Below are 24,777 nucleotides of genomic sequence, written 5' to 3' on the forward strand. Positions count from 1 at the left end.
GTCTGGGGCGGAGCCCCAGGAAAGGGCGGGTGGGTGGGGGAACGTCCATACAGGGCACCGCACATGGCGCCCACGCCCGAATCCGGTTTCACCGACGGCGCGGGGTCCGCAGCCACCACGTTCGGCGGCCGCTCCACCGCGACGCCGGGAGTTCCACCGCACGCTGGTCGGGCGGGGGTTCGGGCGCACACTCGGTGCCCTGTCGGCGGCTCGCGCCGCGACCCGCGGCGCCGGCGGCAGTGTTCACGCTGACGTGACCGTCCCCCTCCGGTCCCGGAGCGCCGCGGCGGACCGTGCGAGGTCCGCTCGCACCACGATGACCCGCCGCCCGTCACCGCATCGTCACCGCACCACGTGCTCCACGAGGAGCCGCACCGCCGCCGCGATCGACTCCGCGTCGATCCCCGCGGCCCGCAGCTGCTCGGCGGGCGAGGCCGAGCCGGGCATCGCGGTCACGGCGAGCCGCACCAGGCGCGGCACGGGGCCGCCGTCGCTGAAGGCGTCGAGGACGGCGTCGCCGAGACCGCCCTCGACGCGGTGGTCCTCGACGGTGAGCAGACAGCCCGTTCGGTCGGCGCAGTCGCGCAGCGTCTGCCGGTCGACGGGCTTGACGGAGTACAGGTCGACGACGCGCACCGGGATCCCGGCCCGGGCGAGGGACTCGGCGGCGGCCAGGGCCTCGTGGACGGTCACCCCGGCGCCGACGAGCGTGAGCCGGTCGGCGTCGGACCGCCGCAGCACCTTGGCGCCGCCGACGGGGAACTCCTCGTCGGGGCCGTAGAGGACGGGCGTGCCACCGCGCGTCGTCCGCAGATAGCGCACGCCGTCGAGGTCGGCCATGGCGGCGACGAGCCGCGCCGTCTGGTTGGCGTCGCACGGGTACAGGACGGTCGATCCGTACACGGAACGGAACAGGGCCAGGTCCTCCAGGCCCATCTGGGACGGGCCGTCCTGGCCGATGGCGACGCCCGCGTGCGAGCCGACGAGGTTGACGCCCGCGCCGCCGATCGCCGCCATGCGCACGAAGTCGTGGGCGCGGGTGAGGAACGCGGCGAACGTCGACGCGTACGGCACCCAGCCGCGGCGCGCGAGGCCCACGGCCGCCGCGACGAGCTGCTGTTCGGCGACGTAGGCCTCGAAGTACCGCTCCGGGTGTTCCTTCGCGAAGTACTCGGCGCGCGTGGAGTCGCTCACCTCGCCGTCAAGGGCGACGATGTCGCCGCGCGAGGTGCCGAGCGCCGTGAGCGCCCGGCCGTAGGCGTCGCGCGTCGCGACCTCGGTGCCCTGGTCGTAGCGCGGCAGGTCGAGGTGGCCGCTGCGGGTCGCCCGCAGCACGCGGGCGGCCGGGGGCACCTGGACCTGCACGCGCGCCCGGCCGACCCCGCCGAGCTCCGCGACGGCCACTTCGGGGTCCGCGAGCGGCTTGCCGTGCAGGCCCTCGCGGTCCTCCGCGGCCGCGACGCCCTTGCCCTTGACGGTGCGGGCGAGCACCACGGTGGGCTGGCCGAGCGTGGAGCGCGCCTCGTGCAGGGCGCGGTCGACGGCGTCGGTGTCGTGCCCGTCGACCTCGACGACGTGCCAGCCGAACGCGGCGAAACGGCGCCGGTAGGCGTCCAGGTGCCACTCGTGCCGGGTCGGGCCGCGCTGGCCGAGCCGGTTCACGTCGACGAGCGCGGTGAGGTTGTCGAGGCGCTCGTACGCGGCGTGCTCGGCGGCCTCCCAGACCGCGCCCTCGGCGAGTTCGCTGTCGCCGCACAGCACCCAGACGCGGTACGGGATCCGGTCGAGCCGCTTGCCGGACAGCGCCATGCCGACGCCGACGGCCAGGCCCTGCCCGAGCGAACCGGTGGCAGCCTCCACCCAGGGCAGGCGGCGCGGCGTGGGATGCCCTTCGAGGCGGCTGCCCTGCGTGCGGAAGGTCAGGAGCTCCTCGTCGTCGACAGCGCCCGCGGCCTTGTACGCGGCGTACAGCAGCGGCGAGGCGTGCCCTTTGGAGAGGATGAACCGGTCGTTGCCCGGGTGGTCGGGCCGGGCGAAGTCGTACTGGAGGTGGCGGGCCAGAAGGACGGCCATCAGGTCGGCCGCGGAGAGGGACGAGGTCGGGTGCCCGGATCCGGCGGCGGCCGCCGCGCGCACGGAGTCGACCCGCAACTGCGCGGCGAGCGCGGGCAGCTGACTCCGGCCTCCGTTGCCGCCGCCGCTACCGCTGCCGCTGCTGCTGTCGCTGTGTGGGGTGGTGTCCGGCATGGTCAGATCACTCCTCCGGCTTCGCCTGGTGGGGGTGGTCGGGGCGGTACGGACGGGCGGCGGTCGCCGGGCGGTCCGCGGCCCCACTGGCGTCGTCGCTGGCGTCGTCGCTGGTGCCGTGGTGGGCAGCCGTGTCGTGACCGGCGCCCTCGGACGGCGCATGACCGGCGCCCTCGGACAGCGCATGACCGGCGTCCCCGGACGGCGCCCGCGGTGCGCCCGGTACGCGTGCCAGCTCCGGCGACGACGTGTCGAGCGGCACCGACCACGAGCGGACGAGGCCCAGTTGGACGCCCTGGCGGGGCAGGACCGCGTCGAGCAGCCAGTCGGCGGCGACCCGGACGCGGTTGCCGGGCATCGCGGCCAGGTGGTAGCCGCGGGTGACGGCACCGGCGAGCGGCCCGGACAGCGGTACGCCGAGGGGGTTGGCGGCGGCCTTGGCGCCGCCCAGGTCGACGGTGAAGCCGAGGTCGTGGTGGCGGTAGGAGCGGCGCTTGCCGACGCCGAGCGACGCGGCGACGTTCTGCCCGGCCACCTTGCCCTGGCGCCAGGCGTGCTGGGCGGTCATCGCGGTGTACCGGCCGGGCTCGGCGAGGTCGGGCACGGCGGCCGCGTCCCCGCACGCGAACACCTCCGGATGGCCCGGCACGTTGAGGAACGGGTCGACGACGAGGCGGCCGCGCTCCAGCGGCCTGCCGATCCCGTCGACCAGCGGGTCGGGCCGCACGCCCACGCACCACACCAGGGTGCGCGTGGGCACCGTGTCGCCGTCGTCGAGCAGCGCGCCGTCGGGCGTGGCCTCCTTCACGGACGTCCCGGTGCGCACCTCGACCCCGCGGGAGCGCAGCACGCGGTCCGCGGTCGCGGAGAGGCGCCGGTCGAGCTCCGGCAGGACGCGGGGGGCGATGTCGAGGAGCAGCCAGCGGGGTTCGATGCCGGACCTCAGCGGCTGGTGGCGGACCAGGGACTTGGTGAACAGCTGGCCGTGCGCGGCGACCTCGACGCCGGTGTACCCGGCGCCGACGACGACGAACGTGCAGCGCGCCCGGCAGGTCCACGCGTCGGGCGCGGCGGCGGCGAGCTCGATCTGCCGCGTCACGTGGTCGCGCAGGTAGAGCGCCTCGGGGATGCCGCGGAAGCCGTGCGCGTGCTCGGCGACGCCGGGCACCGGCAGGAGCTTGTTGACGCTGCCGACGCACAGCACGAGGCGGTCGTAGCGCAGTTCGCCGCGCTCGCCCTCGGGCCCGGCGTAGCGCACGGCGCGCCGCTCCAGGTCGATGCCGTCGGCCTCGCCGAGCACGAGGCGTACGTGCCGCAGCGCGCCCGCGAGCGAGACGGTGACGCGGCGGGGTTCGAGGACGCCCGCGGCGACCTGCGGGAGCAGCGGCAGGTAGAGGAAGTAGTCGGTCGGGTTGAGCAGGGTGACGTCGGCCCGGTGCCGGACGCGGCGCGACAGGGTGCGGGCGGTCTGGAAGCCGGCGAAGCCGGCACCGACGATCACGACGTGGGGTCGGTTGGGGGTTCGGCTCACAGTGTGCCTCCGGGTGCCGGTGGGTGCCTCTGAGTGCCTGCGGTCCGCCGTGGTCCGGCGCGGACCTCCCGCGTGCCCGTGACCGGCCGGGTGAAACGCGCGGCCCGTTTGGTGCCCGGTGTGCGGGTTACCCGGCGTGTACCGCCCTCAGCGCCGCCGGGGCCCGGCAGCGGGTCCCGGCGGCGCACCCCCTGCGCCGAGCGACGCCCCGGAGCGAAAGGCGTGCCCATGCCCGAGTACGGATACTTCCTCGCGACCGAGGAGTTCACCCCCGCCGACCTCCTCGACCAGGCCCGCATGGCCGAACAGGCCGGGTTCGACGCCCTGTGGATCTCCGACCACTACCACCCGTGGAACGGGGCGCAGGGCCAGTCCCCGTTCGTCTGGTCCGTGCTCGGCGCGCTCGCCGAAGCGGTGTCGCTGCCGCTGGGGACGGCGGTCACCTGCCCGACCGTGCGGACGCACCCGGCGGTCGTCGCGCAGGCCGCCGCGACCACCGCGGTGATGACCGGCGGCCGCTTCCGGCTCGGCGTCGGCAGCGGCGAGGCACTCAACGAGCACATCCTGGGCGGGCCCTGGCCGCCCGCGCACGTGCGCCTGGAGATGCTGGAGGAGGCGGTCCAGGTGATGCGGCACCTCCTCACGGGCGAGGAGACCAGCCACCGGGGCACGCACTACACCGTGGAGAACGCCCGCCTCTACACCGTGCCGGACGCCCCGGTGCCCGTCGACATCTCCGGCTTCGGGCCGCAGTCGACGGCGCTCGCGGCCCGCGTCGGCGACGGCTACATCACGATGACGCCCGACGCGTCCCTCGTGACGCGCTACCGCAAGGGCGGCGGGGGCGGGAAGCTGGTCAGCGGCGGCCTGAAGGTGGCGTACGGGCAGGACCGCGACGCGGCGGCGCGCCGGGCCAACGCGCTGTGGGGCAGCCAGCTGCTGCCCGGCGAGACGGCCCAGATCCTGCCGTCGCCGCACCACTTCGAGCAGCTGGCGCCGCTCGTCGGCGACGCGACGGCCGCGGACGCGTTCCCCTGCGGCGACGACCCGGACGAGCACGCGGCGGCCCTGCGGGCGTTCGCCGACGCCGGGTTCGACCGCGTGTACGTCGGCCAGATCGGCCCCGACCAGCGGGGCTTCTTCGACTTCTACCGCACGAAGGTGCTGCCGCGGCTGCGGGGCGAGGCGTGACGCGGCGGCGCGGCGGGGGCCGCGGGCGAGCCATGAGGGAGGCCTGGCCATGAAGGACGCGGTGTGTCTGGAGACGCCCGCCGTGTCGGCGTACACGGTCCCCGCCGACGCGCCCGAGGCGGACGGCACGGCCGCCTGGGACACCACGACCGTCGTCGTCGTGGAGATCACGGCGGCCGACGCCACCGGCACGGGCTGGACCTACGCGCCCGCCGCCGCGGTCGACGTGGTGCGCGAACAGCTCACGCCGGTGCTCACGGGCCGGGACGCCCTGGACATCCCCGCGGCGCACGACGCGATGGTCAAGGCCGTGCGCAACGCGGGCCGCCCCGGCCTCGCCTCGTGCGCGATCTCGGCGGTCGACATCGCCCTGTGGGACCTGAAGGCGCGGCTCCTGGAGGTACCGCTGGTACGTCTCCTCGGCGCCGCCCGCGACGAGGTCCCGGTCTACGGGAGCGGCGGCTTCACCACGTACCACGACACGCACCTCGCGGCCCAGCTGAACGGCTGGGTGCACGGCCAGCGCATCCCTCGCGTGAAGATCAAGATCGGGGAGAGCTGGGGCCGCGCGGTCTCCCGCGACGTGGCGCGGGTCCGCACGGCGCGCCAGGTCATCGGCAAGAAGGCCGAGCTGTACGTCGACGCGAACGGCGGCTACACGCGCAAGCAGGCGGTCCGCGTGGGCCGGGTGCTCGCCGAGCACGGCGTGGGCTGGTTCGAGGAGCCGGTGTCGTCGGACGACCTGCGGGGCCTCGCCCTGGTGCGGGACGCGCTCGTGTGCGACGTCGCCGCGGGCGAGTACGGCTACGACCTGCCGTACTTCGCCCGCATGGTGCCTGCCGTCGACTGCCTCCAGGTCGACGCGACGCGCTGCGGCGGCCTCACCGAGTGGCTGCGCGCCGCCGCGCTCGCCCAGGCCCACGGCCTGGAGGTGTCGGCACACGGCGCCCCGCACGCGCACGCGGCAGCCGCGGCGTGCGTGCCGAACCTGCGGCACATCGAGTGGTTCCACGACCACGTACGCATCGAGTCGATGTTCTTCGACGGCGCCCTCGACCCGACCGGCGGCACGGTGCGCCCCGACAGCGGGACGGGGCACGGGCTCGCGCTGCGGACGCATGAGGCGGAGGAGTACAGGGTGGCGTGAGGGCGGGGAATATCGCGTGGCGTGCGAAAGACCCTCTTTGCCAGGCTCGCGGTCATGCACTCGACTCCGGAAGTACCCGATGTAGAAGTACCCGATGTACCCGACGTACCCGAAGTACTGCTCATCGGCGGCCGTTCGGGCGTCGGCAAGTCCTCGGTGGGCTGGGAGGTCGCGGCGCGGCTGCGGGCCGCCGACCTCGGGCACGCCCTGATCGAGGGTGATCTCCTCGACACGGTCCACCCCACGCCGCCGGACGACCCGGACCGCTCCCGCCTCACGACCCGCAACCTGGCCGCGCTGTGGGCGAACTACGCGGACCTGGGCTGCCGCCGCCTGATCTACCCGAACACAGCGAGCGTCCTGGGCAGCGAGGAGTGGATCTTCACGGAGGCCCTCGGCTCCGCGGCCCACGGCGCCCCGCGCCTGATCCGCGTTCTGCTCACGGCGACGGACGCCACGGTCGAACAGCGCCTGAAGGGCCGGGAACTGGGCTCGGAGCTCGCTCAACAGCTACGCCGCAGCGCGTACATGGCACGGCACCTGGACGCCCGGGTCCCCGAGGACACGCACCGCGTCCCCACGGACGACCGCACGGTGGGCGAGGTGGCCGCGGCGGTGCTACGGGCGACGGGCTGGGGCCGGTAGGCCCTCGCTCACCGTGCCCGCGCCGACTTCCCGTCGGGCGGGACGGACGGGAAGTCGGCGGTACCGGGGGGCGGGGTCGCGGGCTGCGGGGGCAGCGCGGGGTCACGCCGCGCACCGGTCCGGCGCGAGCCGGTCCTGGCCGCGTTGCGCAGGACCACGGCGGTGACCGTGAGCAGCACGGTGACGATCAGTGCGGCCGCCCAGGCGGACAGGCCGAGGGCGATGACGAGGCCGAGGGTGAGCGCCGCGGCGGCGCCCGCGTACAGGCCGACGGCGGCGGTCGCCGCGTACAGCGAGGCCTTGCGGCGCCGGCTCCGCGCCGCCTCGGCGAGGCTCTCCCGGAGTTCGGCGTGCAGCGCCTCCCGGAGGGACACGCGCACCGCGTCGTGGACGACCTGCGACAGGGCGGTACCCAGGGCCGAGTCGGGGACCGGGGCACCCTTGCCCTGCTCAGGCACGGCCCGCTGCGCGGTCTGCTGCGCGGTCCGGTGCGACAGGTGTTCCGAAGGATGGTCCGAAGCAGTCATGGCGGCCGGGTACCCCCGGTGCACGGCGCGTAACAGCCGCCGCCCCGGGTACCCGGCCGGCTCCGCACCCGATGGGCCCGCGGGGCCCGAGAGGAAGGACAGGGATGACCGAGCGCAACGACGTCGTGGAGCTGCTGAAGGAGCAGCACCGGGCGATTCGCGATCTGCTCGACCAGGTGACGGCCACCAAGGGCGAGGAGCGCAAGGAGAGCTTCCAGAGCCTCGTCCGGCTCCTCGCGGTGCACGAGACCGCCGAGGAAGAGGTCGTCCACCCCTTCGCCCGCAAGAACATCGACGGCGGCGAACTGCTCGTCGCCGACCGCGTCAAGGAGGAGGAGCAGGCCAAGAAGGCCCTGACGCGCCTTCAGGAGCTGGATCCGGACTCCCCCGAGTTCCTCGACCAGTTCGCGGCGCTGCGGCAGGACGTGCTCGCGCACGCCGACGCCGAGGAGCGCCACGAGTTCGCCCACTTCCACCGGATCGCCGACCGGAGCAAGCTGGAGGTCATGGCCACGGCGGTGCGCGCCGCGGAGGCGGTGGCGCCGACGCGTCCGCACCCCGGCACGGACAGCGCGCTCAAGAACGTCGCCGTGGGGCCCCTCGCCTCGATCGTGGACCGCACGCGCGACGCGATCCGCAAGGCCACCGGCGGGGCGTGAGGCCGCCCGAGGTCGGCCGAAAGGATCTCGTTCCCGGGCGGGGCCAACTAGGCTCGTTCGTATGGAAATCCTGGGAACCGTGCTGCGTGTCTGCGTCAAGGACCTGGAGGCGTCCGTCGTCTTCTACGAGCGGCTGACGGGCAGCACAGCGATGCGCTTCGAGCGGGGCGGCGTCTCCGTCGCCTCGGTCGGGTGCTTCCTCCTGATGAGCGGCCCCGAGCACGAACTGGACGTGCTCCGCAAGGTCACCGCGACCATCGCCGTCAAGGACGTCGACGCGGCCCACACGACGCTGACGGCGGCCGGCGCCCACATCATCGCGGGCCCGGTCCCCACTCCGGCGGGCCGCAACCTGATCGCGATGCACCCGGACGGCACGGTCTTCGAGTACGTCGACCGGAACGCGTCGCACTAGGGCCTGTCCGATGGGTCGGCGCGGCGTCGCGGCGTCTGGCACGCACGCTCGCCGCGTTGCCGAAAGGCCCTAGTAGCTCCGCTACGAGGACCTTCCGGCGCCTTGCGATCGCACGCTCCCCCAAGTTCTCGGCTTCGCTCGAACAGGGAGGTACCCCCCTGACGCCGCTCCTTGCACCACGCCGACCCATCGGACAGGCCCTAGCCGAGGCTCCCCGCCCGACCCGGGGGCTACGGCCGCATCCGGAAGTCGTAGGCCCGCGGCAGCGGCTCCGTGCCGCCCGTCACCAGCGCCCACACCTCCTCCAGGACCTCGTCCGCCTCCCGCAGGTCCGCCACCTCGAAGCCCTCGTCGAAGACGGCGCGCGCGCCGGCCGTGTCGCCCTCCGCGAGGAGCAGCCGGGCCTCAAGGAGGCGGAAGCGGCCCGTGCCGCGCGTGGGGGCGTGCACCCGGTCCCAGACCGCCCGCGCCTCGGCGGGGCGCCCCACGGCGAGCAGCGCGCCGAGCGCCTCGCGGCCGAGCGCCGCCGTCACCGACGTCCACACCGCGCCGTCGTCGCGCCGCTCCGCGCACAGGTCGTCGAAGGCCTCCGCGTAGCGGTCCGCGGCGCGCTCGACGTGCCCGGCCTCCTGGTCGGCGACCGCGAGGCAGCGCAGGAACGGCCACCGGGACGGGGCGAGTTCGAGGCCGCGCTCCCAGCTGCGCACCGCCTGTGCGCGGTCGCCCGCGTGCCACTGGGCGACGCCGAGGTGGTACTCGGCGTGCGGCCGTGCGGGCGCGGTCTCCAGCATGTCCCGCCAGTGCGGGGCGACGAGCGTCGGCCCGGGCGGCCCCACGCGGCGCGGCTCCGGCACGGCCCCGGACCGCAGCAGTTCGCGCCACGGCTCCTGCTCGGGCCCGAGCGTGGCCTCGTCGAAGGGCGTGCCCGGCAGCTTGTACTGGGCGCGCAGGACTTCGAGGGCGCCCCAGCCGGAGCCGGTGGCGAGCGTCTCGCCGGGCTCGGCGTCGGCGTACGGCCGCCACCTGTCGTACAGGGCGCGGACCTCGGCGGCGGGCAGCGCCGCGGCGAGCGCCGCCTCCGTGCCCGCCCGCGCCGCCGCCCAGTCGGCCCCGTGCACCACGCCGGCGGGCGCGGACAGCGGGCCGTAGGACTCCAGCCACGCCACCTCGCTCTCCGCGTCGAGGCGCACGTGCTCCAGCTGGGTGCGGGCGAGGCCGGCCTGGATCTCCGCGTATCCGCCGGTTCCCGGCTCGGTCAGCCACTCCTGCCAGCGCCGCCCGCCGGTGCCGGATCCCCAGGTGAAGAGCTTGCGGCCGCGCAGCAGGTCCGTGGACGTCTGCGCGAGCCCGTGCCCGTCGGCGTCGAGCGCGGCGATCCAGCGCCGGGTGCCGTCCGGCACGTCGTAGAAGTAGTCCGCGGCGTGCGCGCTGTTGCGCGGGTACGTGCGGTCCGCGCCGCCGGAGTCGGGGACCGGGACGCGGGTGAGCCTGCGCGCGTAGTCGCGGTGCCAGGCCTCGTCGGCGGGAGCGAGCACCCTGCGGTCCTCCGGCACCGCGGTGTTGGACCACCAGTAGAGGGGGACGGGCCGCTCGTGCGGATTGCGGACGCGCACGCCGACGTGCAGGAAGTCGGAGCCGTCCGGCAGCCACAGGTCGACCTGGAAGGGCACGTCCCGCAGCCGCTCCCACTCCCACAGGCGGACCATCGGGCCGCCGTCGGGCGCGGTCACCACGGCCGCGTGCAGAGGCGCGCAGGACAGCGCGGTGTGGCCGGTGGCGCCGATGTTCCACTCGATGCCGCCGGAGTACCAGGCGCCGTTCAGGGCGAAGGCCGCAGGCTGGAACACGGGGTTGCGGTAGAGCAGTTCGCGCCCGCCCGGCTTGTGGAACAGCGAGTGGACGCGGCCGCCGAGGCCGGGGAGCACGGTGGCGCGCAGCCGCTCGTTCTCGATGACGATGGTGTCGAACGACGCCGGTGCCCGCTCGCGGCCGTACCCGTCGCGCAGGCGCACGGGAAGGAGCGAGCGCAGTGGCTCGTAGGCGAGCTGCCGCGCCATGTCGCGCGGCATCCCCTGCCTGGCCCGGTCGTCGACCGTGTGCGCCCGGGCGGGCGGGTGCAGCGGCGGCAGCGGGTTGTCGGGGCCCAACGCGGCCGCGGGCAGCGTCAGTACGTCACGTCGCACGGTGGTCGCCAAGGGTGCCCTCCCTGTTCCCGCCGGTGCTCGACGTGTCGCGAGCGTCCGGTCGGCGTGTCCCGATGACCATGGAACACCCTCGGCGCCGCCCCGGCCAGGTCCTGGCGCGTCAGGACCGGCCGAAGGCGGCCGCCACGACGTCGGCGAGCACGTCGCCCGCCGTGCCCTCCGGGTCGAGGTCGGGGTCGTAGATCGTGACGTTCAGGCCGACGCAGCGCGGTGAGCGCACCAACGGGCGCAGCAGCGCGAGGAGTTCGTCGGGGTGCAGGCCGTCGGGGTCGGGGCTGTCGACGGCGGGCATCACGTCCGGGTCGAGCACGTCGGCGTCGAGGTGCACCCAGAAGCCGTCGAGGGCCGCGTGCTCCAGGCTCGCGAGGGAGGAGCGGGCCACGTCGTCGGCGCCCCACTGCCGCAGCTCGCCCACGGTGACGGTGGGGATCTTCAGACCGGCGAGCTCCTCGCGGTCCTCGTCGCCGTCCCGCATCCCGAAGAGCCGCACGTCCTCGTCCCGCAGATAGGGCCGCAGGCCTTCGATGTCGGTGAGGTCGTCCTGGCCGCGGCCGGTCCCGAGCGCCAGCTCCTCGCCGCCCGCGGCGCCGATGCGGTCGGAGTTGCCGGGGTGGCGGAAGTCCGCGGACGCGTCGATCGCGGCGAGCCCGTACCGGCCTATGCGGCGCAGGGCGAGCGAGGCGCCGAGCTGGATGGAGCAGTCGCCGCCGAGGACGACGGGCAGGTCACCGGCGCGCACATGGTGCTCGATGCGGTCGGCGAGCTTCGGCGTGTAGGCGGCGATGGCGGCCGCGTTGAAGACGCCGTCGCCCTCCTGCCAGTCGCCGCGGTCGTAGCGCGGGGGCACGACGACGCCGCCCTCGACGGCGTTCAGACGGCGCAGGATGCCCCGCTCCCGCAGCGCTCCCGCGAGTTTGTAGCAGCCGGGTACGGTGCCCGGCGCGGGCGGGCGCAGGCCCAGGTTGGAGGGGGCGTCGATGACCACGATAGTGCGCATGCGGCCATCCTCCGCGACGTACGCGGGCCCCTTCAAGGGTCAGCCGGAAGGCGCCACGGTCGTCCCCCGGGCCGCGGGGCGCGCCGGGGTCCCCATCTCGGCGGTGCGGGCCCATCGTTGGTGGTCGCGCCACGCGCCGTCGACGAACAGGAAGTCCGGCGAGAACCCCTCAAGCCGGAAGCCCGCGTGCCGGGCGAGCGCGATCGACGCGGCGTTGCCCGGCTGGACGTTGATCTCCAGGCGGTGCAGGCGCAGTGCGCCGAACGCGTGCGCCACGACGAGCCCGAGCGCCTCCCCCATGAGCCCGCGCCCGGCGGCGTGCGCGAACGCCCCGTAGCCGAGCGCCCCGCAGCGGAAGCCGCCCTCGACGATGTTGTTGATGTTGATGAACCCGGCGATGCCGCCCGAGTCGCGCTCGCACACGAGGAATCCGGCCCTGGCCCGGTCCTCGATGAGCGCCCCCGCGTACGCGGCGTAGGCCTCGGCCGTCGTCGGCGGGAAGAGCCAGGGCCGGTGCAGCTCCCGGCTCTGACGGGCCCGCGCCGTGAACTCGGCGCCGTCGGCGAGCGTGAAGGGACGTATGCCCACGCGGGGGCCCACGGACAGACAGGCGGGTCTGGTGTCGGACATCCGTCCACGCTACCCGGCCCCGGTCCGTGCGCTCAGCCGCGCCGCCGGGCGAAGTACCAGCCGCACAGCGCGCCGATCAGGCCGGTCCCGAGCAGGGCCATCCACAGCGGCATGGACACTTCGGGGATCAGGAGCCGGATCTTGGTGTTCCTGGTGTTCTCGAAGATGAAGATCAGCGCGAGCAGGGCGATGACGGCGACGGTCACCCTGCCGGGCGTCATCAGCTCGCCCAGGCCGCCCTTCGAGGGGCTCTTGGAGCCGCCTTGGGAGGTATTGGGGCTCATGGCTCCAGGATGGGCGGCCCCGCGCACGAGCGCGCGGTGGGGGCGGTGCCGGGGTGGGCCATACGGGTGACCAGGGGGTGGCCCGTCGGCTCTAGGGAGCCACCGGGAGCCGGAGCGTTCCCGTGTCCCCGGGCGCGTGCGTCACCGTCACCGGCTTCACGCCCCGGTTCCCGCCGTACGCCCCGTCGCTCGCCGCGATCACGAACCGGATGCGGTGCCCCTTCCCGTACCGGTGCACGATCCCGGGCAGCGTCACCCTGAAGGGCCGGGTCACGTCCGGCACCCGCACCGGCGCCACCAGGCGGTGCACCAGGACCTTGGTCCCGTCGGGCGCGACGTCGTACAGCTTCGCGAAGAGCACCAGCTTGTCGGCGGCGTCGGCGGAGCGCTGCGTCCGCTCGGTCAGGGGCGACGCGACCTCGAGCGTCGCCTCGGGCGCGCCCACGACGTCGACGGCGCGGTCGAGCGGTGCGGTGGTCCAGGCGAGGTGGGTGCCCTTGAGGTCGTAGGGGGCCGGGTCGGGCTGTCCGGTCTGTGCGGCGACCGCGCTCTCCGAATGGCTGGTGGGCACCGTCCAGTTGCGGTAGGTGCGGCGTCCGCGCGTGACGTCGGCGCGGTCGTCGACGAGCTTGCCGCCGCCGGACAGATACAGCGTCCGGCTGAGCGGCGGCACGTCCCGCGCGGTGGCGTACGTGCGGTCCGGGTCGCCGATCCAGTCGCGGTAGTAGGCGAAGCCGGGTCCGGTGCCGGCCCTCTTGTCGTGCCGCAGATAGCGGTCGAACCAGGCGAGGACGCGGCGGCCCACGTAGCTCGACTCCCAGTTCCCCTTGAGGAGGTCGAGCTCGCCGGCCGCCGGGGCGTTCGTGCCGCCGCTGTGGCCCCAGGACTGCCAGATCATCTTCGCGGTGGTGCCGTGCCGCTTGAGCGCCCGGTACGTCGCCTCGGCCTCGTTGAGGTTGAAGAGCGTGTCGGCCTGGCCCTGGACGAGCAGCGTGGGCGCCTTGACCTTCGGCAGGTACGACACGGGGGACACGCTGCGCGTGAAGGCGAGGAGCCGGCGCGTCTTCTCCGCCGGGTAGCCGCCGGAGTTCAGGGTGCGGATGGTCTCGCAGGCCCGGGTGACGAAGTGCAGGCAGTCGAGGGAGTTGACGCGGGACGGGTCGAGGTTCGGGACGAGCACCGGCTGGCCCTCGCCGGTGAGGTAGAAGCCGTTCATCCACTGCCACTTGGCGGCGCCCGGCACCTCGCGGCCCCGGGCCGTGCGGTCGACGGCGTTGTTCGGGGCGAGCGAGTACGCCAGGTCGTTCCAGGTGATCAGCGGGACGAGCGCGTCGACGCGGTGGTCCCGGGACGCGGTGGCCAGCTGGATCGCGCCGCCGTAGGAGCCGCCGATCATGCCCACGCGCGGATCGGCCCCGCCGCTCCTGGCCACGCCGCCCTTCGTTACGCCGTTCCTGGTCACGTCGTCCTTGGTCACGTCGTCCTTGGTGACGAAGTCGACCACGGTCCCGTCGTCGGCGGCCCGTTCACCGGCGAGGAAGTCGATCAGGGCCGAGGCCGCCCTGCCGTCGATCCCCGGGTCGTCGAGCGAGATCAGACACCCGGACCTGCCGAACCCGAGCCCGGAGTAGACGAGCCCCACGTAGCCGCGCTCGGCGAACCCCTTGCCGATGGCGGCGGTCGACGCCTCCGTCTTGCTGCCGCCGAAGCCGTTGGTCGTGAGCACGGCGGGCGCGGGGTGCGCGCGGTCGACGCCCGCGGGCCGGTACAGGTCGGCGTCGACGGCACAGGTGCGGCCGCCCGCCTCGACCGTGAACGTCAGCGGGGTGACGGTGAACCGCTCCGTGCCCGCCCCGCCTTCGCCCCGCGCGGTGCCCCCGGCCGCGGGCGCCGCGACCAGCAGGGACGCGGCGAGCGCGGTGGCACAGGCGAGGGCGAGCGAGGCCCGGGACCTCGGTGCGACGCGGCGGGGCGGCGGCGCGGTACGACGGGACACGGGGACCTCCACGCTGAGGGCGGCCAAAACCATCCGGTATGCACCGGATCGCGCTCATGCTGGGACGCGTGGCGGGCAGGGTCAACGCCCGTGCCGCTAGTTTTATGACGGCACTTCAGTTCGGGCCGTCACCGCGGGGCGACAGCGGCGCGGCGTACGGCGGGTGCCGCCCCGTACGGCTACCGCAGCAGCCACTCCGTGGTCAGCGCCGTCACCTCCGCGCGGCTGCGGCCGCCGTGGTCGGCCGCGATGAAGTGTTCGCCGATCCGCAGCGAGAAGGTGATGAGGCAGCGGGCCTCGACGTCGTCCTCGTCGGCGCAGAACGCGCCGAACAGCGAACGCAGATACTCCATGCGCCGGTTGTCGACCCGCCGCAGGCGTCGCGCAACCGCCTCGTCGCGCCGCGCCCAGTCCCGGATCGCCAGCTCGGCCACGACGCCCGACACCGGTCCCTCGCTGGACTCGGCGATGTCGAACAGTCTCCGCAGCCTGTCCCTGGCGTCACCCCCGCCGCCCTCGACCTGCTCGATCACCGCCTCGGCGGCCTCGTGCTCCCAGGTGTCGAGCATCTCGGTGAGCAGGGCGTCGCGGTTGCGGAAGTACCCGTAGAAGCCGCCCTTGCTGACGCCGAGCGCCTGCGCGAGCGGCTCGATCCGGACGGCCTCCGGTCCCCCGGCGGCCAGTGCCCGCAGCCCCTCCTCGATCCACTTGCCCCGCGGCGTGCGGATCGCGCCCATGGCGTGTCTCCCCTCACGTCTCTCACCCGGTCTATACGCCACCGTACAGATCCTGCTAGCTTGATCTATACGGCATCGTATAGATCCCGGAGATCGTAACGAGAGGGGCCACCGCATGCGACTTCCCCGAACCGCGTACACCTCCCTTCCCTGGCGGAGCCACGAGATCGCGGGCGACTTCCGCGCCGAGGACGTCTGGGACCTGCCGACGCCTGGCGGCCCCGACGACCTCACCCACCTGGTGCGGCAGTTCGCGGGCGACGCCCCCGAGGAGGGCGCGCCCATCTCCGGCACCGTCCCCCGCCTGCTCTTCAAGGCGCGCTGGAAGCTCGGGGCGCTGCTCGGCTGGGACCGGCCGGAGGCGAGCGTCGGCGCTCGCGTGCCGACGCTGCGGGACCGGCTGCCCGCGGACCTGCGCGACGGGACCCGCGGGCCCGACCTGCGCGCGGTCCCGTTCACCTCCGTCTACCGGACGCACGACGAGTGGCTGGCCGAGAGCGCCAACAGGACCGTGCACATGGCCATGCACATCGGCTGGGTCCCGGACGGCACCGGCGGCCACCGCGGCCGGATGACCGTCCTGGTGAAGCCGAACGGCCGCCTCGGCTCCCTCTACCTCCTCGCCATCAAGCCGTTCCGCTACCTGGGCGTGTATCCGGCGTTCCTGCGGCAGATCGGACGGGAGTGGCGGGAGGGCGCGGCCGCGCGGGCTGCGGCGGGGTGAGGCGGGTGGGGTGAGGCGGGGGCGCCGCGTGGGCTGCGGCGAGGGGGCGCCCCATGGGGCGGCGACGGGGCGAGACACGCGGACCGCGGCGGGGGCGCCGCGTGGGGCCGCCACAGGGCGAGACGCATGGGCCACAGCAGGGGAGCTGCGCGGCGGCGATGGAGCGGCCCGCATAAACCGCGACAGGGTGAGGCACGCGACCCACGACAGGCGTGAGCCGCACGGGCCACGACGGGACCAGGCTCGTGAGCTACGACGGGGTGGGCGAGCCACCTGGGCCGCGACGGGGCGAGCCGCAGGCGGCGGCGTGGGCAGCCGCAGGCGGCGGCGCGGGATGGGGCTGCGGCGGGCTACGCCAGCGCCGGTACGTCGAGCGTCAGCGTGCCCGCGTCCGCGTCCAGTTCGCCGGTGATCCCGAACGGCACCGTCAGCGCCCCGTCGCAGTGCCCGAAGCCGAACTCCTCCACGATCGGCACCCCGAGCCCGCCGAGCCGGTCGAGGAACAGCGGCCGCAGGCCTTCGTAGGCGTCGCAGTCCTCCCAGGACCCGAGCGCCACCGCGGCCACGCCGTCCAGCCAGCCCGCCCGTGCCAGTTGCGTCAGATACCGGTCGATGCGGTACGCCTCCTCACCCGTGTCCTCCAGGAGCAGCAGGCCGCCTCGCGCGCAGGTGCGGGCGTGCGGGGCGCCGAGGTCCGCCGCGAGCAGCGACAGACAGCCGCCCAGCGTGACCCCCCGGGCGCGCCCGCCCGTCAGCGTCCGGCCGTCGGAGGCGATGACCCGCACCGTCTCCGGCGCGAACAGCGTGGCGCGCAGATGCTCCTGCGCCCGTGCGTTCTTCAGGAAGTCGGCCGCCGCCACCATCGGCCCGTGCAGCGTCGCGAGCCCGAGGCGCCGCGCGAACGCCTCGTGCAGCGTCGTGATGTCGCTGTACCCCAGGAACACCTTGGGCCCCGCCGCGCGCATCGCGTCCCAGTCGAGGAGGTCGGCCATCCGCGCGGCCCCGTACCCGCCGCGCGCGCAGAGGACCGCCGCCACCGACGGATCGCACCAGGCCCGCTCCAGGTCCCTGGCCCGGTCCGCGTCCGCACCCGCGAGGTAGCCGAACTGCGGGTGGACGTCCAGGACATGGGGCGCGACGACGGGGTCCAGGTCCCAGCCGCGCAGGATGTCGAGGCCCGCTTCGAGGCGGTCCGCGGGGACGGGCCCGCTCGGCGCGACGACGGCGACCTTGGCACCGGGCGCGAGCCGCGCGGGCCGCACCAAGGGCTCGACCGCCCCGCTCACTTGGTGAGCTCCAGCGTCGGGACGCCGCCCGCCGGGGCGAACCCGAACACCTGCGCGTACAGGGAGAGTTCCGCTTCGAGGGCCCGGATCATGGTGTCGGCGCGGCGGAAGCCGTGGCCCTCGCCCTCGAAGGCGATGTAGGCGTGCGGCACCCCGCGCCGCTGAGCCCCCTCCACGCCCTCCATCCGCTCCAGGAACCGCTCGCACTGCGCGGGCGGACAGATCACGTCGTCGAGGCCCTGGAGCAGCAGGAACGGCGCCGTGATCCGGTCGGCGTGCCGCGTGGGCGACCGCTCCTCGTACCGGCCCGGCACCTCGGCGGCAGGACCGATCAGCGTCTCCAGGTAGCGCGACTCGAAGTCGTGGGTCTCGCCCTCGTTCCACGACGTGAGGTCGAGGACGGGATAGATGATCGTGCCGCACGCGTACACGTCGGTCGTCGTCAGGGAGGCCGCGGTCGTCCAGCCGCCCGCGCTGCCGCCGCGGATCGCGAGCCGCGCCCGGTCGGCGGTGCCCTCGTCGGCGAGCGCGAGCGCCACGGTCACGCAGTCCTCGACGTCGACGACGCCCCACTGCTCGCGCAGCCGGTTGCGGTAGGCACGGCCGTACCCCGTCGAGCCGCCGTAGTTGACCTCGGCCACGCCGATGCCGCGGGAGGTGAAGTAGGCGATCGCCAGGTCGAGGACGAGCGGGGCGCGGGAGGTGGGTCCGCCGTGCGCCCACACGACGTACGGCGGCAGCTCGTCGGCGGGCGCGATGCGGTCGGGGTGGTGCGGCGGATAGACGTGGGCGTGGATCTCGTGCCCGTCCGGGGCGAGGAAGGCGCGGATCTGCGGTTCGGGGTAGTACGTGGGGTCCACCGGGTCGTCGTGGGCGGCGCCGATCACGCGGGCGCGGCCGGTGCGGGTGTCCAGCTCCACGACTTCGTACGCGCTGCGGGGGCTCGCGGCGATGCCGGCCACGCGCGTGCCGCTGACGGCGACGGACGCCGCCCACTCCGTCCACGGCCCTGCGGCGTCGACGACCTCGCCGGTCTCCGGGTCGAGGATGCCGAGCGCGGTGGCGCCGCTGCCGTGCACCACGGCGATCAGGCCGCTGTCCAGCGGCGCGAACCAGCTGAGGCCGACCTGCCACAGCGGCCCGCCGAACTCCTCCTCGCGCGGACAGAGCGCGACGACGGCGCCCGCGCCGCCCGCCCCGCCCGGGTCGGCCCGGTACAGGTTCCACCAGTCGGTGCGGTCGCTCGCGAACAGCAGGCGCCCGTCCGGCGCCCACTCGACCTGGGCGATCGACTCCTCGGGCCCGCCCGCGAACCGGTGCGCGGCACCGAACGTGCCGTCCGCGCGGACGTCGGCGAGCATCAGCTCCGTGCCGTCCCAGGGCATCCGCGGATGGTCCCAGGCGAGCCACGCGGCACGGGTGCCGTCCGGCGAGAGCCGCGGCCCGGTGACGAACCGGTGGCGCCCGTCGGAGAGCTCCCGCACCCGCCCGCGGTCGCCGGCGGCCGAGCCGTCGAGGGGCACGGCCACCACGACCCGCCGCACGTCCGTGGGCTCAGCGCCGGTGAACTCCTCCAGGACGCACCACACTTCACCCCGGTCCAGGTGCAGCCGCGGGTCGGCCCAGCGCAGGCCGCCGCCGACGCCCGACACCGGGGTGAGCGGTCTCGGCTCGGCCTCGGGGGCGTCCGGCTCGTACGCGTACAGGCGCTGGTCGGCGAAGTTCACGAACACGAGCAGCGGCCCGCCCTCCGCGTGCGGGCGCGCGGCCCCGGCCCAGGGCCGGCCGCCGTACTCGATGACCCGGCTGCGCACGTTCCACGGGGCGGGCAGCACCGAGTCCTCGCGGCCGTCCGCGCGGCGCCGCACCAGGGCGCGGCGGCCGCCTTCCAGGGGGCGTGGCTCCGTCCACCACGCCTCGTCCCCCACGAAGCCGACGAACGCGGGGTGGCCGTCGTTCGCCGCGGCGAGCGCGGCGTCGATCGGGGACAGCCACGAGCCGTACGGCTTGGTCTGCGCCATGTCGTCCATCTCCCCCATAGTCCGTCAGGCCGTCCGCAGAAAGCGGTCGAGCACCCGTGTCCCGAAGTGCAGCGCCTCGACCGGCACCCGCTCGTCAACGCCGTGGAAGAGCGCCTGGTAGTCGTAGCCCTCGGGCGCCCGCAGCGGCGAGAAGCCGTACCCGCGGATGCCGAGCCGCGAGAACTGCTTGGCGTCCGTGCCGCCCGACATGCAGTACGGGACGACACGGCCCTCCGGGGCGAACTCCCGGACGGCCGCGCGCATCTTCGCGAACGTGGACGTGTCCACCGGAGCCTGCAACGCCACCTCCCGGTGGTGGAACTCCCAGTCGACGTCCGGTCCGGTGAGCCGGTCAAGGGTGGTGCGGAACTCTTCCTCGCCGCCCGGCAGATATCTGCCGTCGACGTAGGCCGTGGCCTCGCCCGGGATCACATTGACCTTGTATCCGGAGCGCAGCATCGTCGGGTTCGCGCTGTTGCGGACGGTGGACTCGACCAGGGCGGCGGTGGGGCCGAGCTTCTCCAGGAACGCGTCGACGTCGAAGTCGGGCGCGTCCGGGTCCGCCTCGAGGCCGTAGATCCCGGCCAGCTCCACCAGGGCCGCCCGCACCGTCGGCGTGAGCCGCACCGGCCAGCGGTACTCCCCGATGCGGTGGATGGCGGCGGCGAGCCTGCTCACCGCGTTCTCCCGGTTCACCTTGGAGCCGTGGCCCGCCGTGCCGCGCGCGGTGAGCCTGAGCCAGCCGGTGCCCCGCTCCCCCGCCGCGATCGGATACAGCTGGTTGCCCCGGCCGTCGTGGAACGTGAACGCGCCGGACTCGCTGATGCCTTCCGTGCAGCCCTCGAAGAGCTCCGGGTGCTCGTCGGCGAGGAAGCCGGAGCCGTCGAGGGCGCTGGCCTCCTCGTCGGCGGTGAACGCGAGCACGACGTCCCGGCGCGGGCGCACCCCCGCGCGCGCCCAGCCGCGGACGACCGCGAGGATCATCGCGTCCATGTTCTTCATGTCGATGGCGCCGCGCCCCCACACGACGCCGTCGCGGATCTCGCCGGAGAAGGGGTGCACGCTCCAGTCGGCGGCCTCGGCCGGTACGACGTCCAAGTGGCCGTGGACCAGGAGCGCTTCGGCCGCCGGGTCGGTGCCCTCGATGCGGGCGACCACGTTCGTACGGCCCGGGGTGCGCTCCAGGAGCGTGGGTTCGAGGCCGGTCTCGGCGAGCAGCGCGGCCGCGTACTCGGCGGCGGGACGCTCGCGGCACTCGCCGTCGCCGCGGTTGGTGGTGTCGATGCGAATGAGCTCGGAGGTGAACCGGACGACCTCGTCCAGTGCTTGCGGGTCGACCTGCTCAGCCATACTGCTCCTCAACCGCGGCGGAGGCGATCGTGGTGACCGCCTTGAACGTGCGAATGCCTTCGTACATCGTGTCGCTCGTGTACGCGACCTTCCGCTCCGCCACGCGCCGCACACCGGGAACCACCGTCGCCGCCATCGACAGGTGCTCGGCGTCGAACTCGACCTCCACGGTGAAGGGGCCGCCCGTCACCGGTTCGTGGCGCACGGCGAGCGGCGCCGCCTCCTTCGCGGCGGCCCGGATGTCGGCGGCGGTGCGGGCCGGGGTGCGGCACACCGCCGCGTACCGCGACACGTGGTCCTTGACGGCGACCTTCGGGGCCGCGGGGGCGTAGCCGAGCGCGTCCTCGCAGGCCAGGTCGTCGCCGGTGACGAGGACGACGGGGACGCCGAACTCCGCGACGACGTGCGCGTTCAGCAGGCCCTCGCTGGCGCGGACGCCGTTGACCCAGACCCCGGTGATCTGGTTCGCCAGATAGGTGTGCGCGAGGACGCCCTCCATGCCGGCGCCCGCGTGGTAGCCGATGAACGCGATGCCGTCCACGTCGCCGTGCTGGACGCCCTCGACCATCGACAGGGCCTTGTGCCGCCCCGTCAGCATCTCGACCCGGTCGTCGAGCCGCTCCAGGAGCAGGTTCCGCATGGTCCAGTGCGCCTCGTTGACGATCACCTCGTCGGCTCCGCCGTCGAAGAAGCCGAGCACGGCGGCGTTCACGTCGGAGGTGAACATCGACCGGCACCGCTCCCACTGCGGCGTGCCAGGCAGCACATCGGCGGGCCAGGTCACGCCCGTGGCGCCCTCCATGTCGGCGCTGATGAGGATCTTCATGCTGTGCCACGTTACGCGTCGGCGGGGGAACTTCCCACGAGGCGGCGACAAGTGGTGGAGACCACTACGCGGACACCGCTGGCCTTGCGCCGCCGACCGCGTACTTACCGTCGGGACGAACTGTGCGGTACCGGGCCGCTCCGGCCCGGCCTAGCTTGGCGCTGACGATCCACCGCACTTCCACGGAGAACCACATGAACGACCCCGGACAGTTCGAGCAGCTCTCGGTCCACCTCGACGACCTGGACCCCATGGGGATGCTGCACAACTCCCGCTACGCGGCCCTCGCCGAGCGGGCGATCAACGCCTACTGGGCCCGGCTCGGCTGGTCCCCGGACGCCGCGGTGTCGACGTTCCCCGACTTCTTCATGGCCATCCGCGAGGTCAAGGTCGTCTTCCACCAGCCGATCACGGGGATGTGCGCGCCGGTCGTCCACTTCTGGATCGAGCGCGTGGGCACGACCAGCTGCGTGCACGGGTTCCGCGTCCTGTCCGCGGACCGGTCGGTGGTGCACGCCGAGGGCCACCGGGTGATCGTCAACCTCGATCCCGGGACCCTGCGTCCGGCTCCCTTCAGCGACGAGTTGCGCGCCGCCGCCGGGCTTGAGCCGCAGGCCGCTGAGAACGCGGCGTGAGGGCCTCTGCTCTTCAGGGCGTCCGCACGTCGGCCCGCAGCGCGGGCCCGAGACCCGCGCGCCCCGCGATGCCCAACTTGCGGTACGTACGCGTCAGATGCTGCTCGACCGTGCGCGGCGCCAGATACAGCCGGGCACAGATCGCCGCGTTCGTCAGCCCGCTCGCCGCCAGGTCGGCCACCGCCCGCTCACCGCGGGTCAACGCGGTGAGCGGCCTCGTGCCCGGCCGTCGGCCGTGGGCGCGCAGTGCCGCGCGGACCGCGGGGGCGGCCGAACCCCACCCGTTCTGCTCGGCGATCCGCAGTGCCTCGGTCAGCGCGTCCGGTTCGTCGAGCGCCGGCAGCGCCCACATCAGTGCCGCCCGGGCAGGGGTGCCCCGGGTGACGTCGACCGCCTCGCGCACCAGCGCCGTGTCCGCGTAAACGATTCCGGCCGTGCTCAGCGCGAGGCCCAGGGTGTGCGGGGTGCCCCACCGGCGAGCGAGCCGCAGCTCCTCGTCGGCGAGGCGCCGCGCCTGCTCCGGGTCGCCGAGACCGTGCGCGGCCAGCGCACCGATGGGCCGCCACGGTGCGATCAGGGGGTTGGCCACGGTCGCGGGCAGCAGCCGTCCGCACATGAGCGCGTCCGCGAGCGCCTCCTCCCACCGGTGCTGAGCCAGGCGCAGGGCGGCCCGGGTGGCGGCCGCGACGAACTGGTCCGCCGCGCGGAGTTCGCCGAGGGCCAGGGACCCCAGCGCCGCTTCCGCCTCGTCGAGCCGGCCCGCCGCGAGCAGTGCGCCCGCGACGTACCCGTCCGAGTAGGGCAGCGGCCTTCCGCTCCCGAGGGCGGTCCCGGACGCCTCGAAGTCCCGGGCGGCGGCCAGCGCGGCGTCGGTGTGACCGGTCAGCAGCGCGCACGCGTACCGCACCCACGCCGTGCCCCGCAGCACCTTCGGCCAGCCGCGGCGGGCCGCGAGCTCCTCCGCCCTCGCCGTCCAGGCCAGGGCCTCCTCGAAACGTTCGGCCACCAGCAGCCCCTGGACCGCCCCTAGAGGGACGGACATGTCGGCCGCCTCGGGTTCACCGGAGCCCCAGAACAGCTCAAGGGCGTGCGTCGCCCGGGCGGCGGCGGCCTCGGCGTCCGACATGGTCTCCGCGGCGAGCTGGGCACGGGCCGCGGCGACGATCGCCGGGCCGCGCGGGTGGCTGTCGGCCACGGCCTCCACCGGGTCGAGGAGCGCGCGTACGGGGCTGTCGGACAGCCAGCCCGTGCCCAGCGAGCGGGCGATCAGCGGGAGGGCGGCGGCCGGATCGTGCGCGGCCACCTTGTCGACGACGGTGCCCACGACCTTCGTCCCGGCGCTGGGCCCCTCGGTGTTCAGCGTGGCGAGGAGCAGGTCGGAGGCCACCTGGGCGTACAGGTCCCCGCCGGTCAGGGGCAGCAGTTCGGTCAGCAGCGCCCGCGCGGCCGGGGCGTCGTCGGAGATCAGGGCGGCGCCGAGCCCGGCACGCAGCCGCAACCGCAGGTCGTCGGGCAGGCGGGGAGCGCTCAGGGCGTGCCGCAGCAGGGTGGCGGCCGATGCGAACGCGCCCGTCCGGTGGCCGCTCTCCGCCGCGTCGGCCAGGACGTCGACCTGCCAGCCCTCGCGGGGCGGCCCGGCCTCGAGCAGGTGCGCGACGATCCGCTCGGGGCTGAGGGAGTGCCGGTGGCAGAGCTCCGCCGCCCTCGCGTGCCAGGCACGGGCACGCAGCGGATTGAGCGTGGCGGCGACCGCCGCAGCGACGAGGGGGTGCACGAACGCGATCCCGCCCTGTTCGTACGTGACCACGCGGCCGCGGAGCAGCGCGTCCAGGGCCGACGAGGCTCGCTCAAGACCGAGTCCCGCCACGTCGACGGCCAGTTCGAGACGGCCGTGGTCGCCGGTCACCGTCAGTGCCTGCGCCAGCTCCAGGGCGCCGTCCACGGTCCGCAGGCGGGACGCGGTGCGGCCGATGAGGGCACGCGACGTCACCGTCGCCACGTGCGGGATGCCGTCCTCGGTCGGGCGTACGCCCTGTTCCCGGAGGGCGGCCAGCGCCTCGGTGACCAGGAACGGGTTGCCGCCGCTCGCCGCGTGGCAGGCCCGCGCGAACCCGTCGTCCACCGCGCCGCCGAAGACCTGCCGGGCCAGTTCCGCGACGTCCGCCGCTTGCAGGGGTGCCACCCATATCTGGCGCGCGCGTGCGGTCAGTTCGGCGACGAGCGGCTCGCTGAGGGTGTCGTGGTACGGGTCGTGGTGCGGGTCGTCCAGGCGGCGCCCGGCCAGCACGGTGACCGGCAGTGTGCCGATCCGGGTCGCCACGTAGTTGAGGAAGCGCAGCGAGGCGGCGTCGGCCCACTGGAGGTCGTCGACGACCAGCAGGACGGGCCCGGCAGCGGCGATCTCCCCGATCCTGGCGAAGAGGGCCTGGATCGCCTCGATCGGAGCCCCGGCCCTCGTCGTCAGCGCGGCTCCGTCGACCTCCGCAAGCAGCTGCCGCGCGACGCCGTACGCGAACTCACGCTCCAGCGCACTGGCGTTGGCCGTCAGGACGCGGACCCCGGCGGCACGCCCCAGCTCACCGGCGTGCCGCAGCAACGTCGTCCTGCCGATACCGGCCTCGCCCGACAGGACGATCACCCTGCCACCGCCCTCGGCCAACTCCCCGATGGCATGGGCCAGTACCTGACGCTCCGAGGCCCGCCCCCAGGGCGTTTCCCGCATGCC

At 74.6% G+C, this 24,777-nt stretch carries 21 protein-coding genes; 7 read left to right on the top strand and 14 right to left on the bottom strand.

Translation table 11 applies throughout. The features are described 5' to 3' along the window. Positions 1-342: 342 nt before the first annotated feature. Positions 343-2,247, bottom strand: a complete 1,905-nt coding sequence (locus ACFWZ5_RS11245) for a transketolase (RefSeq protein WP_384804881.1) — start codon at positions 2,245-2,247, stop codon at positions 343-345. Between the two features lie 7 nt (positions 2,248-2,254). Beyond that, a complete protein-coding gene (locus ACFWZ5_RS11250; RefSeq protein ID WP_384804879.1) occupies positions 2,255-3,778 on the bottom strand; it encodes an NAD(P)/FAD-dependent oxidoreductase in 1,524 nt (507 codons plus the stop codon). Between the two features lie 228 nt (positions 3,779-4,006). Here ACFWZ5_RS11250 and ACFWZ5_RS11255 point away from each other — a divergent pair, with 228 nt between their 5' ends. Genes ACFWZ5_RS11255 through ACFWZ5_RS11265 form a run of 3 tightly spaced genes read left to right on the top strand, consistent with a single transcriptional unit; the run spans position 4,007 to position 6,761 of the window. Then, a complete protein-coding gene (locus ACFWZ5_RS11255; protein ID WP_384804877.1) occupies positions 4,007-4,969 on the top strand; it encodes a TIGR03557 family F420-dependent LLM class oxidoreductase in 963 nt (320 codons plus the stop codon). Between the two features lie 49 nt (positions 4,970-5,018). Beyond that, on the top strand, positions 5,019-6,116 hold the full coding sequence (locus ACFWZ5_RS11260; RefSeq protein ID WP_384804875.1) for an enolase C-terminal domain-like protein: 1,098 nt from the start codon (positions 5,019-5,021) through the stop codon (positions 6,114-6,116). Between the two features lie 54 nt (positions 6,117-6,170). Continuing rightward, positions 6,171-6,761 carry a hypothetical protein gene (locus ACFWZ5_RS11265; RefSeq protein ID WP_384804873.1) on the top strand — a complete coding sequence of 197 codons (591 nt, stop codon included), beginning with the start codon at positions 6,171-6,173 and terminating at the stop codon, positions 6,759-6,761. Between the two features lie 8 nt (positions 6,762-6,769). Here the strand turns inward: ACFWZ5_RS11265 and ACFWZ5_RS11270 are convergent, their stop codons facing one another. After that, the gene (locus ACFWZ5_RS11270) at positions 6,770-7,288 is read right to left on the bottom strand and encodes a hypothetical protein (RefSeq protein WP_384804872.1); all 519 of its coding nucleotides are present in this window, start codon (positions 7,286-7,288) and stop codon (positions 6,770-6,772) included. Positions 7,289-7,392: 104 nt separating this feature from the next. Here ACFWZ5_RS11270 and ACFWZ5_RS11275 point away from each other — a divergent pair, with 104 nt between their 5' ends. Together ACFWZ5_RS11275 and ACFWZ5_RS11280 are read left to right on the top strand one after the other, a co-directional pair. Then, entirely contained in the window at positions 7,393-7,947 is a 555-nt protein-coding gene (locus tag ACFWZ5_RS11275; protein ID WP_384804870.1) for a hemerythrin domain-containing protein, read from the top strand. Positions 7,948-8,008: 61 nt separating this feature from the next. Next, positions 8,009-8,362 (top strand): VOC family protein, encoded by a 354-nt coding sequence (locus ACFWZ5_RS11280; protein ID WP_384804868.1) that lies wholly within the window; start codon positions 8,009-8,011, stop codon positions 8,360-8,362. Between the two features lie 230 nt (positions 8,363-8,592). On the opposite strand, the gene ACFWZ5_RS11285 is transcribed toward ACFWZ5_RS11280, so the two are convergent. The 6 genes from ACFWZ5_RS11285 to ACFWZ5_RS11310 form a co-directional block, all read right to left on the bottom strand. After that, positions 8,593-10,557: a DUF5107 domain-containing protein gene (locus tag ACFWZ5_RS11285; protein WP_384796649.1), complete on the bottom strand. Its 1,965-nt coding sequence runs from the start codon at positions 10,555-10,557 to the stop codon at positions 8,593-8,595. Positions 10,558-10,666: 109 nt separating this feature from the next. Then, complete coding sequence (locus ACFWZ5_RS11290) at positions 10,667-11,563, bottom strand: arginase family protein (protein WP_384796646.1); 897 nt, start codon at positions 11,561-11,563, stop codon at positions 10,667-10,669. Positions 11,564-11,602: 39 nt separating this feature from the next. Beyond that, positions 11,603-12,193 (bottom strand): GNAT family N-acetyltransferase, encoded by a 591-nt coding sequence (locus tag ACFWZ5_RS11295; protein ID WP_384796643.1) that lies wholly within the window; start codon positions 12,191-12,193, stop codon positions 11,603-11,605. Between the two features lie 32 nt (positions 12,194-12,225). Further along, positions 12,226-12,477 (bottom strand): DUF1049 domain-containing protein, encoded by a 252-nt coding sequence (locus tag ACFWZ5_RS11300; protein ID WP_384796640.1) that lies wholly within the window; start codon positions 12,475-12,477, stop codon positions 12,226-12,228. Positions 12,478-12,568: 91 nt separating this feature from the next. After that, positions 12,569-14,506 carry a CocE/NonD family hydrolase gene (locus ACFWZ5_RS11305; RefSeq protein ID WP_384796637.1) on the bottom strand — a complete coding sequence of 646 codons (1,938 nt, stop codon included), beginning with the start codon at positions 14,504-14,506 and terminating at the stop codon, positions 12,569-12,571. A gap of 146 nt (positions 14,507-14,652) precedes the next feature. Beyond that, entirely contained in the window at positions 14,653-15,210 is a 558-nt protein-coding gene (locus tag ACFWZ5_RS11310) for a TetR/AcrR family transcriptional regulator (protein WP_384796634.1), read from the bottom strand. A gap of 115 nt (positions 15,211-15,325) precedes the next feature. Between ACFWZ5_RS11310 and ACFWZ5_RS11315 the strand changes: the two genes are divergently transcribed. Next, positions 15,326-15,934 (top strand): DUF2867 domain-containing protein, encoded by a 609-nt coding sequence (locus ACFWZ5_RS11315; RefSeq protein ID WP_384796631.1) that lies wholly within the window; start codon positions 15,326-15,328, stop codon positions 15,932-15,934. 350 nt (positions 15,935-16,284) lie between these two features. Here ACFWZ5_RS11315 and ACFWZ5_RS11320 read toward each other — a convergent pair whose 3' ends face one another. From ACFWZ5_RS11320 to ACFWZ5_RS11335, 4 genes are read right to left on the bottom strand one after another with little or no spacing between them, the layout of a single operon-like run. Beyond that, on the bottom strand, positions 16,285-17,220 hold the full coding sequence (locus ACFWZ5_RS11320; protein WP_384796628.1) for an LD-carboxypeptidase: 936 nt from the start codon (positions 17,218-17,220) through the stop codon (positions 16,285-16,287). Further along, complete coding sequence (locus tag ACFWZ5_RS11325; RefSeq protein WP_384796625.1) at positions 17,217-19,250, bottom strand: prolyl oligopeptidase family serine peptidase; 2,034 nt, start codon at positions 19,248-19,250, stop codon at positions 17,217-17,219. Before ACFWZ5_RS11325 ends, ACFWZ5_RS11320 begins: the two co-directional genes overlap by 4 nt. Positions 19,251-19,265: 15 nt before the next feature. Beyond that, positions 19,266-20,591, bottom strand: coding sequence for a M20/M25/M40 family metallo-hydrolase (locus ACFWZ5_RS11330; RefSeq protein WP_384796622.1), 1,326 nt, complete (start codon positions 20,589-20,591; stop codon positions 19,266-19,268). Further along, a complete protein-coding gene (locus tag ACFWZ5_RS11335) occupies positions 20,584-21,417 on the bottom strand; it encodes a M55 family metallopeptidase (protein ID WP_384796619.1) in 834 nt (277 codons plus the stop codon). The genes ACFWZ5_RS11330 and ACFWZ5_RS11335 overlap by 8 nt, the downstream gene beginning before the upstream one ends. 194 nt (positions 21,418-21,611) lie before the next feature. Between ACFWZ5_RS11335 and ACFWZ5_RS11340 the strand changes: the two genes are divergently transcribed. Continuing rightward, positions 21,612-22,052 carry an acyl-CoA thioesterase gene (locus ACFWZ5_RS11340; protein WP_384796616.1) on the top strand — a complete coding sequence of 147 codons (441 nt, stop codon included), beginning with the start codon at positions 21,612-21,614 and terminating at the stop codon, positions 22,050-22,052. Between the two features lie 13 nt (positions 22,053-22,065). Here the strand turns inward: ACFWZ5_RS11340 and ACFWZ5_RS11345 are convergent, their stop codons facing one another. Further along, a complete protein-coding gene (locus tag ACFWZ5_RS11345; RefSeq protein ID WP_384796613.1) occupies positions 22,066-24,774 on the bottom strand; it encodes an AAA family ATPase in 2,709 nt (902 codons plus the stop codon). Positions 24,775-24,777 lie beyond the last annotated feature (3 nt).

This window comes from Streptomyces sp. NPDC059003 (genome assembly GCF_042740445.1).
GTDB lineage: Bacteria > Actinomycetota > Actinomycetes > Streptomycetales > Streptomycetaceae > Streptomyces.

Bases quoted from the DNA above. Each gene is read 5' to 3' on its own strand.
- ACFWZ5_RS11245 (WP_384804881.1), bottom strand. From the start codon at position 2,247: ATGCCGGACACCACCCCACACAGCGACAGCAGCAGCGGCAGCGGTAGC.
- ACFWZ5_RS11255 (WP_384804877.1), top strand. From the start codon at position 4,007: ATGCCCGAGTACGGATACTTCCTCGCGACCGAGGAGTTCACCCCCGCC.
- ACFWZ5_RS11260 (WP_384804875.1), top strand. From the start codon at position 5,019: ATGAAGGACGCGGTGTGTCTGGAGACGCCCGCCGTGTCGGCGTACACG.
- ACFWZ5_RS11265 (WP_384804873.1), top strand. From the start codon at position 6,171: ATGCACTCGACTCCGGAAGTACCCGATGTAGAAGTACCCGATGTACCC.
- ACFWZ5_RS11270 (WP_384804872.1), bottom strand. From the start codon at position 7,288: ATGACTGCTTCGGACCATCCTTCGGAACACCTGTCGCACCGGACCGCG.
- ACFWZ5_RS11275 (WP_384804870.1), top strand. From the start codon at position 7,393: ATGACCGAGCGCAACGACGTCGTGGAGCTGCTGAAGGAGCAGCACCGG.
- ACFWZ5_RS11280 (WP_384804868.1), top strand. From the start codon at position 8,009: ATGGAAATCCTGGGAACCGTGCTGCGTGTCTGCGTCAAGGACCTGGAG.
- ACFWZ5_RS11290 (WP_384796646.1), bottom strand. From the start codon at position 11,563: ATGCGCACTATCGTGGTCATCGACGCCCCCTCCAACCTGGGCCTGCGC.
- ACFWZ5_RS11295 (WP_384796643.1), bottom strand. From the start codon at position 12,193: ATGTCCGACACCAGACCCGCCTGTCTGTCCGTGGGCCCCCGCGTGGGC.
- ACFWZ5_RS11300 (WP_384796640.1), bottom strand. From the start codon at position 12,477: ATGAGCCCCAATACCTCCCAAGGCGGCTCCAAGAGCCCCTCGAAGGGC.
- ACFWZ5_RS11305 (WP_384796637.1), bottom strand. From the start codon at position 14,506: ATGGTTTTGGCCGCCCTCAGCGTGGAGGTCCCCGTGTCCCGTCGTACC.
- ACFWZ5_RS11310 (WP_384796634.1), bottom strand. From the start codon at position 15,210: ATGGGCGCGATCCGCACGCCGCGGGGCAAGTGGATCGAGGAGGGGCTG.
- ACFWZ5_RS11315 (WP_384796631.1), top strand. From the start codon at position 15,326: ATGCGACTTCCCCGAACCGCGTACACCTCCCTTCCCTGGCGGAGCCAC.
- ACFWZ5_RS11325 (WP_384796625.1), bottom strand. From the start codon at position 19,250: ATGGACGACATGGCGCAGACCAAGCCGTACGGCTCGTGGCTGTCCCCG.
- ACFWZ5_RS11330 (WP_384796622.1), bottom strand. From the start codon at position 20,591: ATGGCTGAGCAGGTCGACCCGCAAGCACTGGACGAGGTCGTCCGGTTC.
- ACFWZ5_RS11335 (WP_384796619.1), bottom strand. From the start codon at position 21,417: ATGAAGATCCTCATCAGCGCCGACATGGAGGGCGCCACGGGCGTGACC.
- ACFWZ5_RS11340 (WP_384796616.1), top strand. From the start codon at position 21,612: ATGAACGACCCCGGACAGTTCGAGCAGCTCTCGGTCCACCTCGACGAC.
- ACFWZ5_RS11345 (WP_384796613.1), bottom strand. From the start codon at position 24,774: ATGCGGGAAACGCCCTGGGGGCGGGCCTCGGAGCGTCAGGTACTGGCC.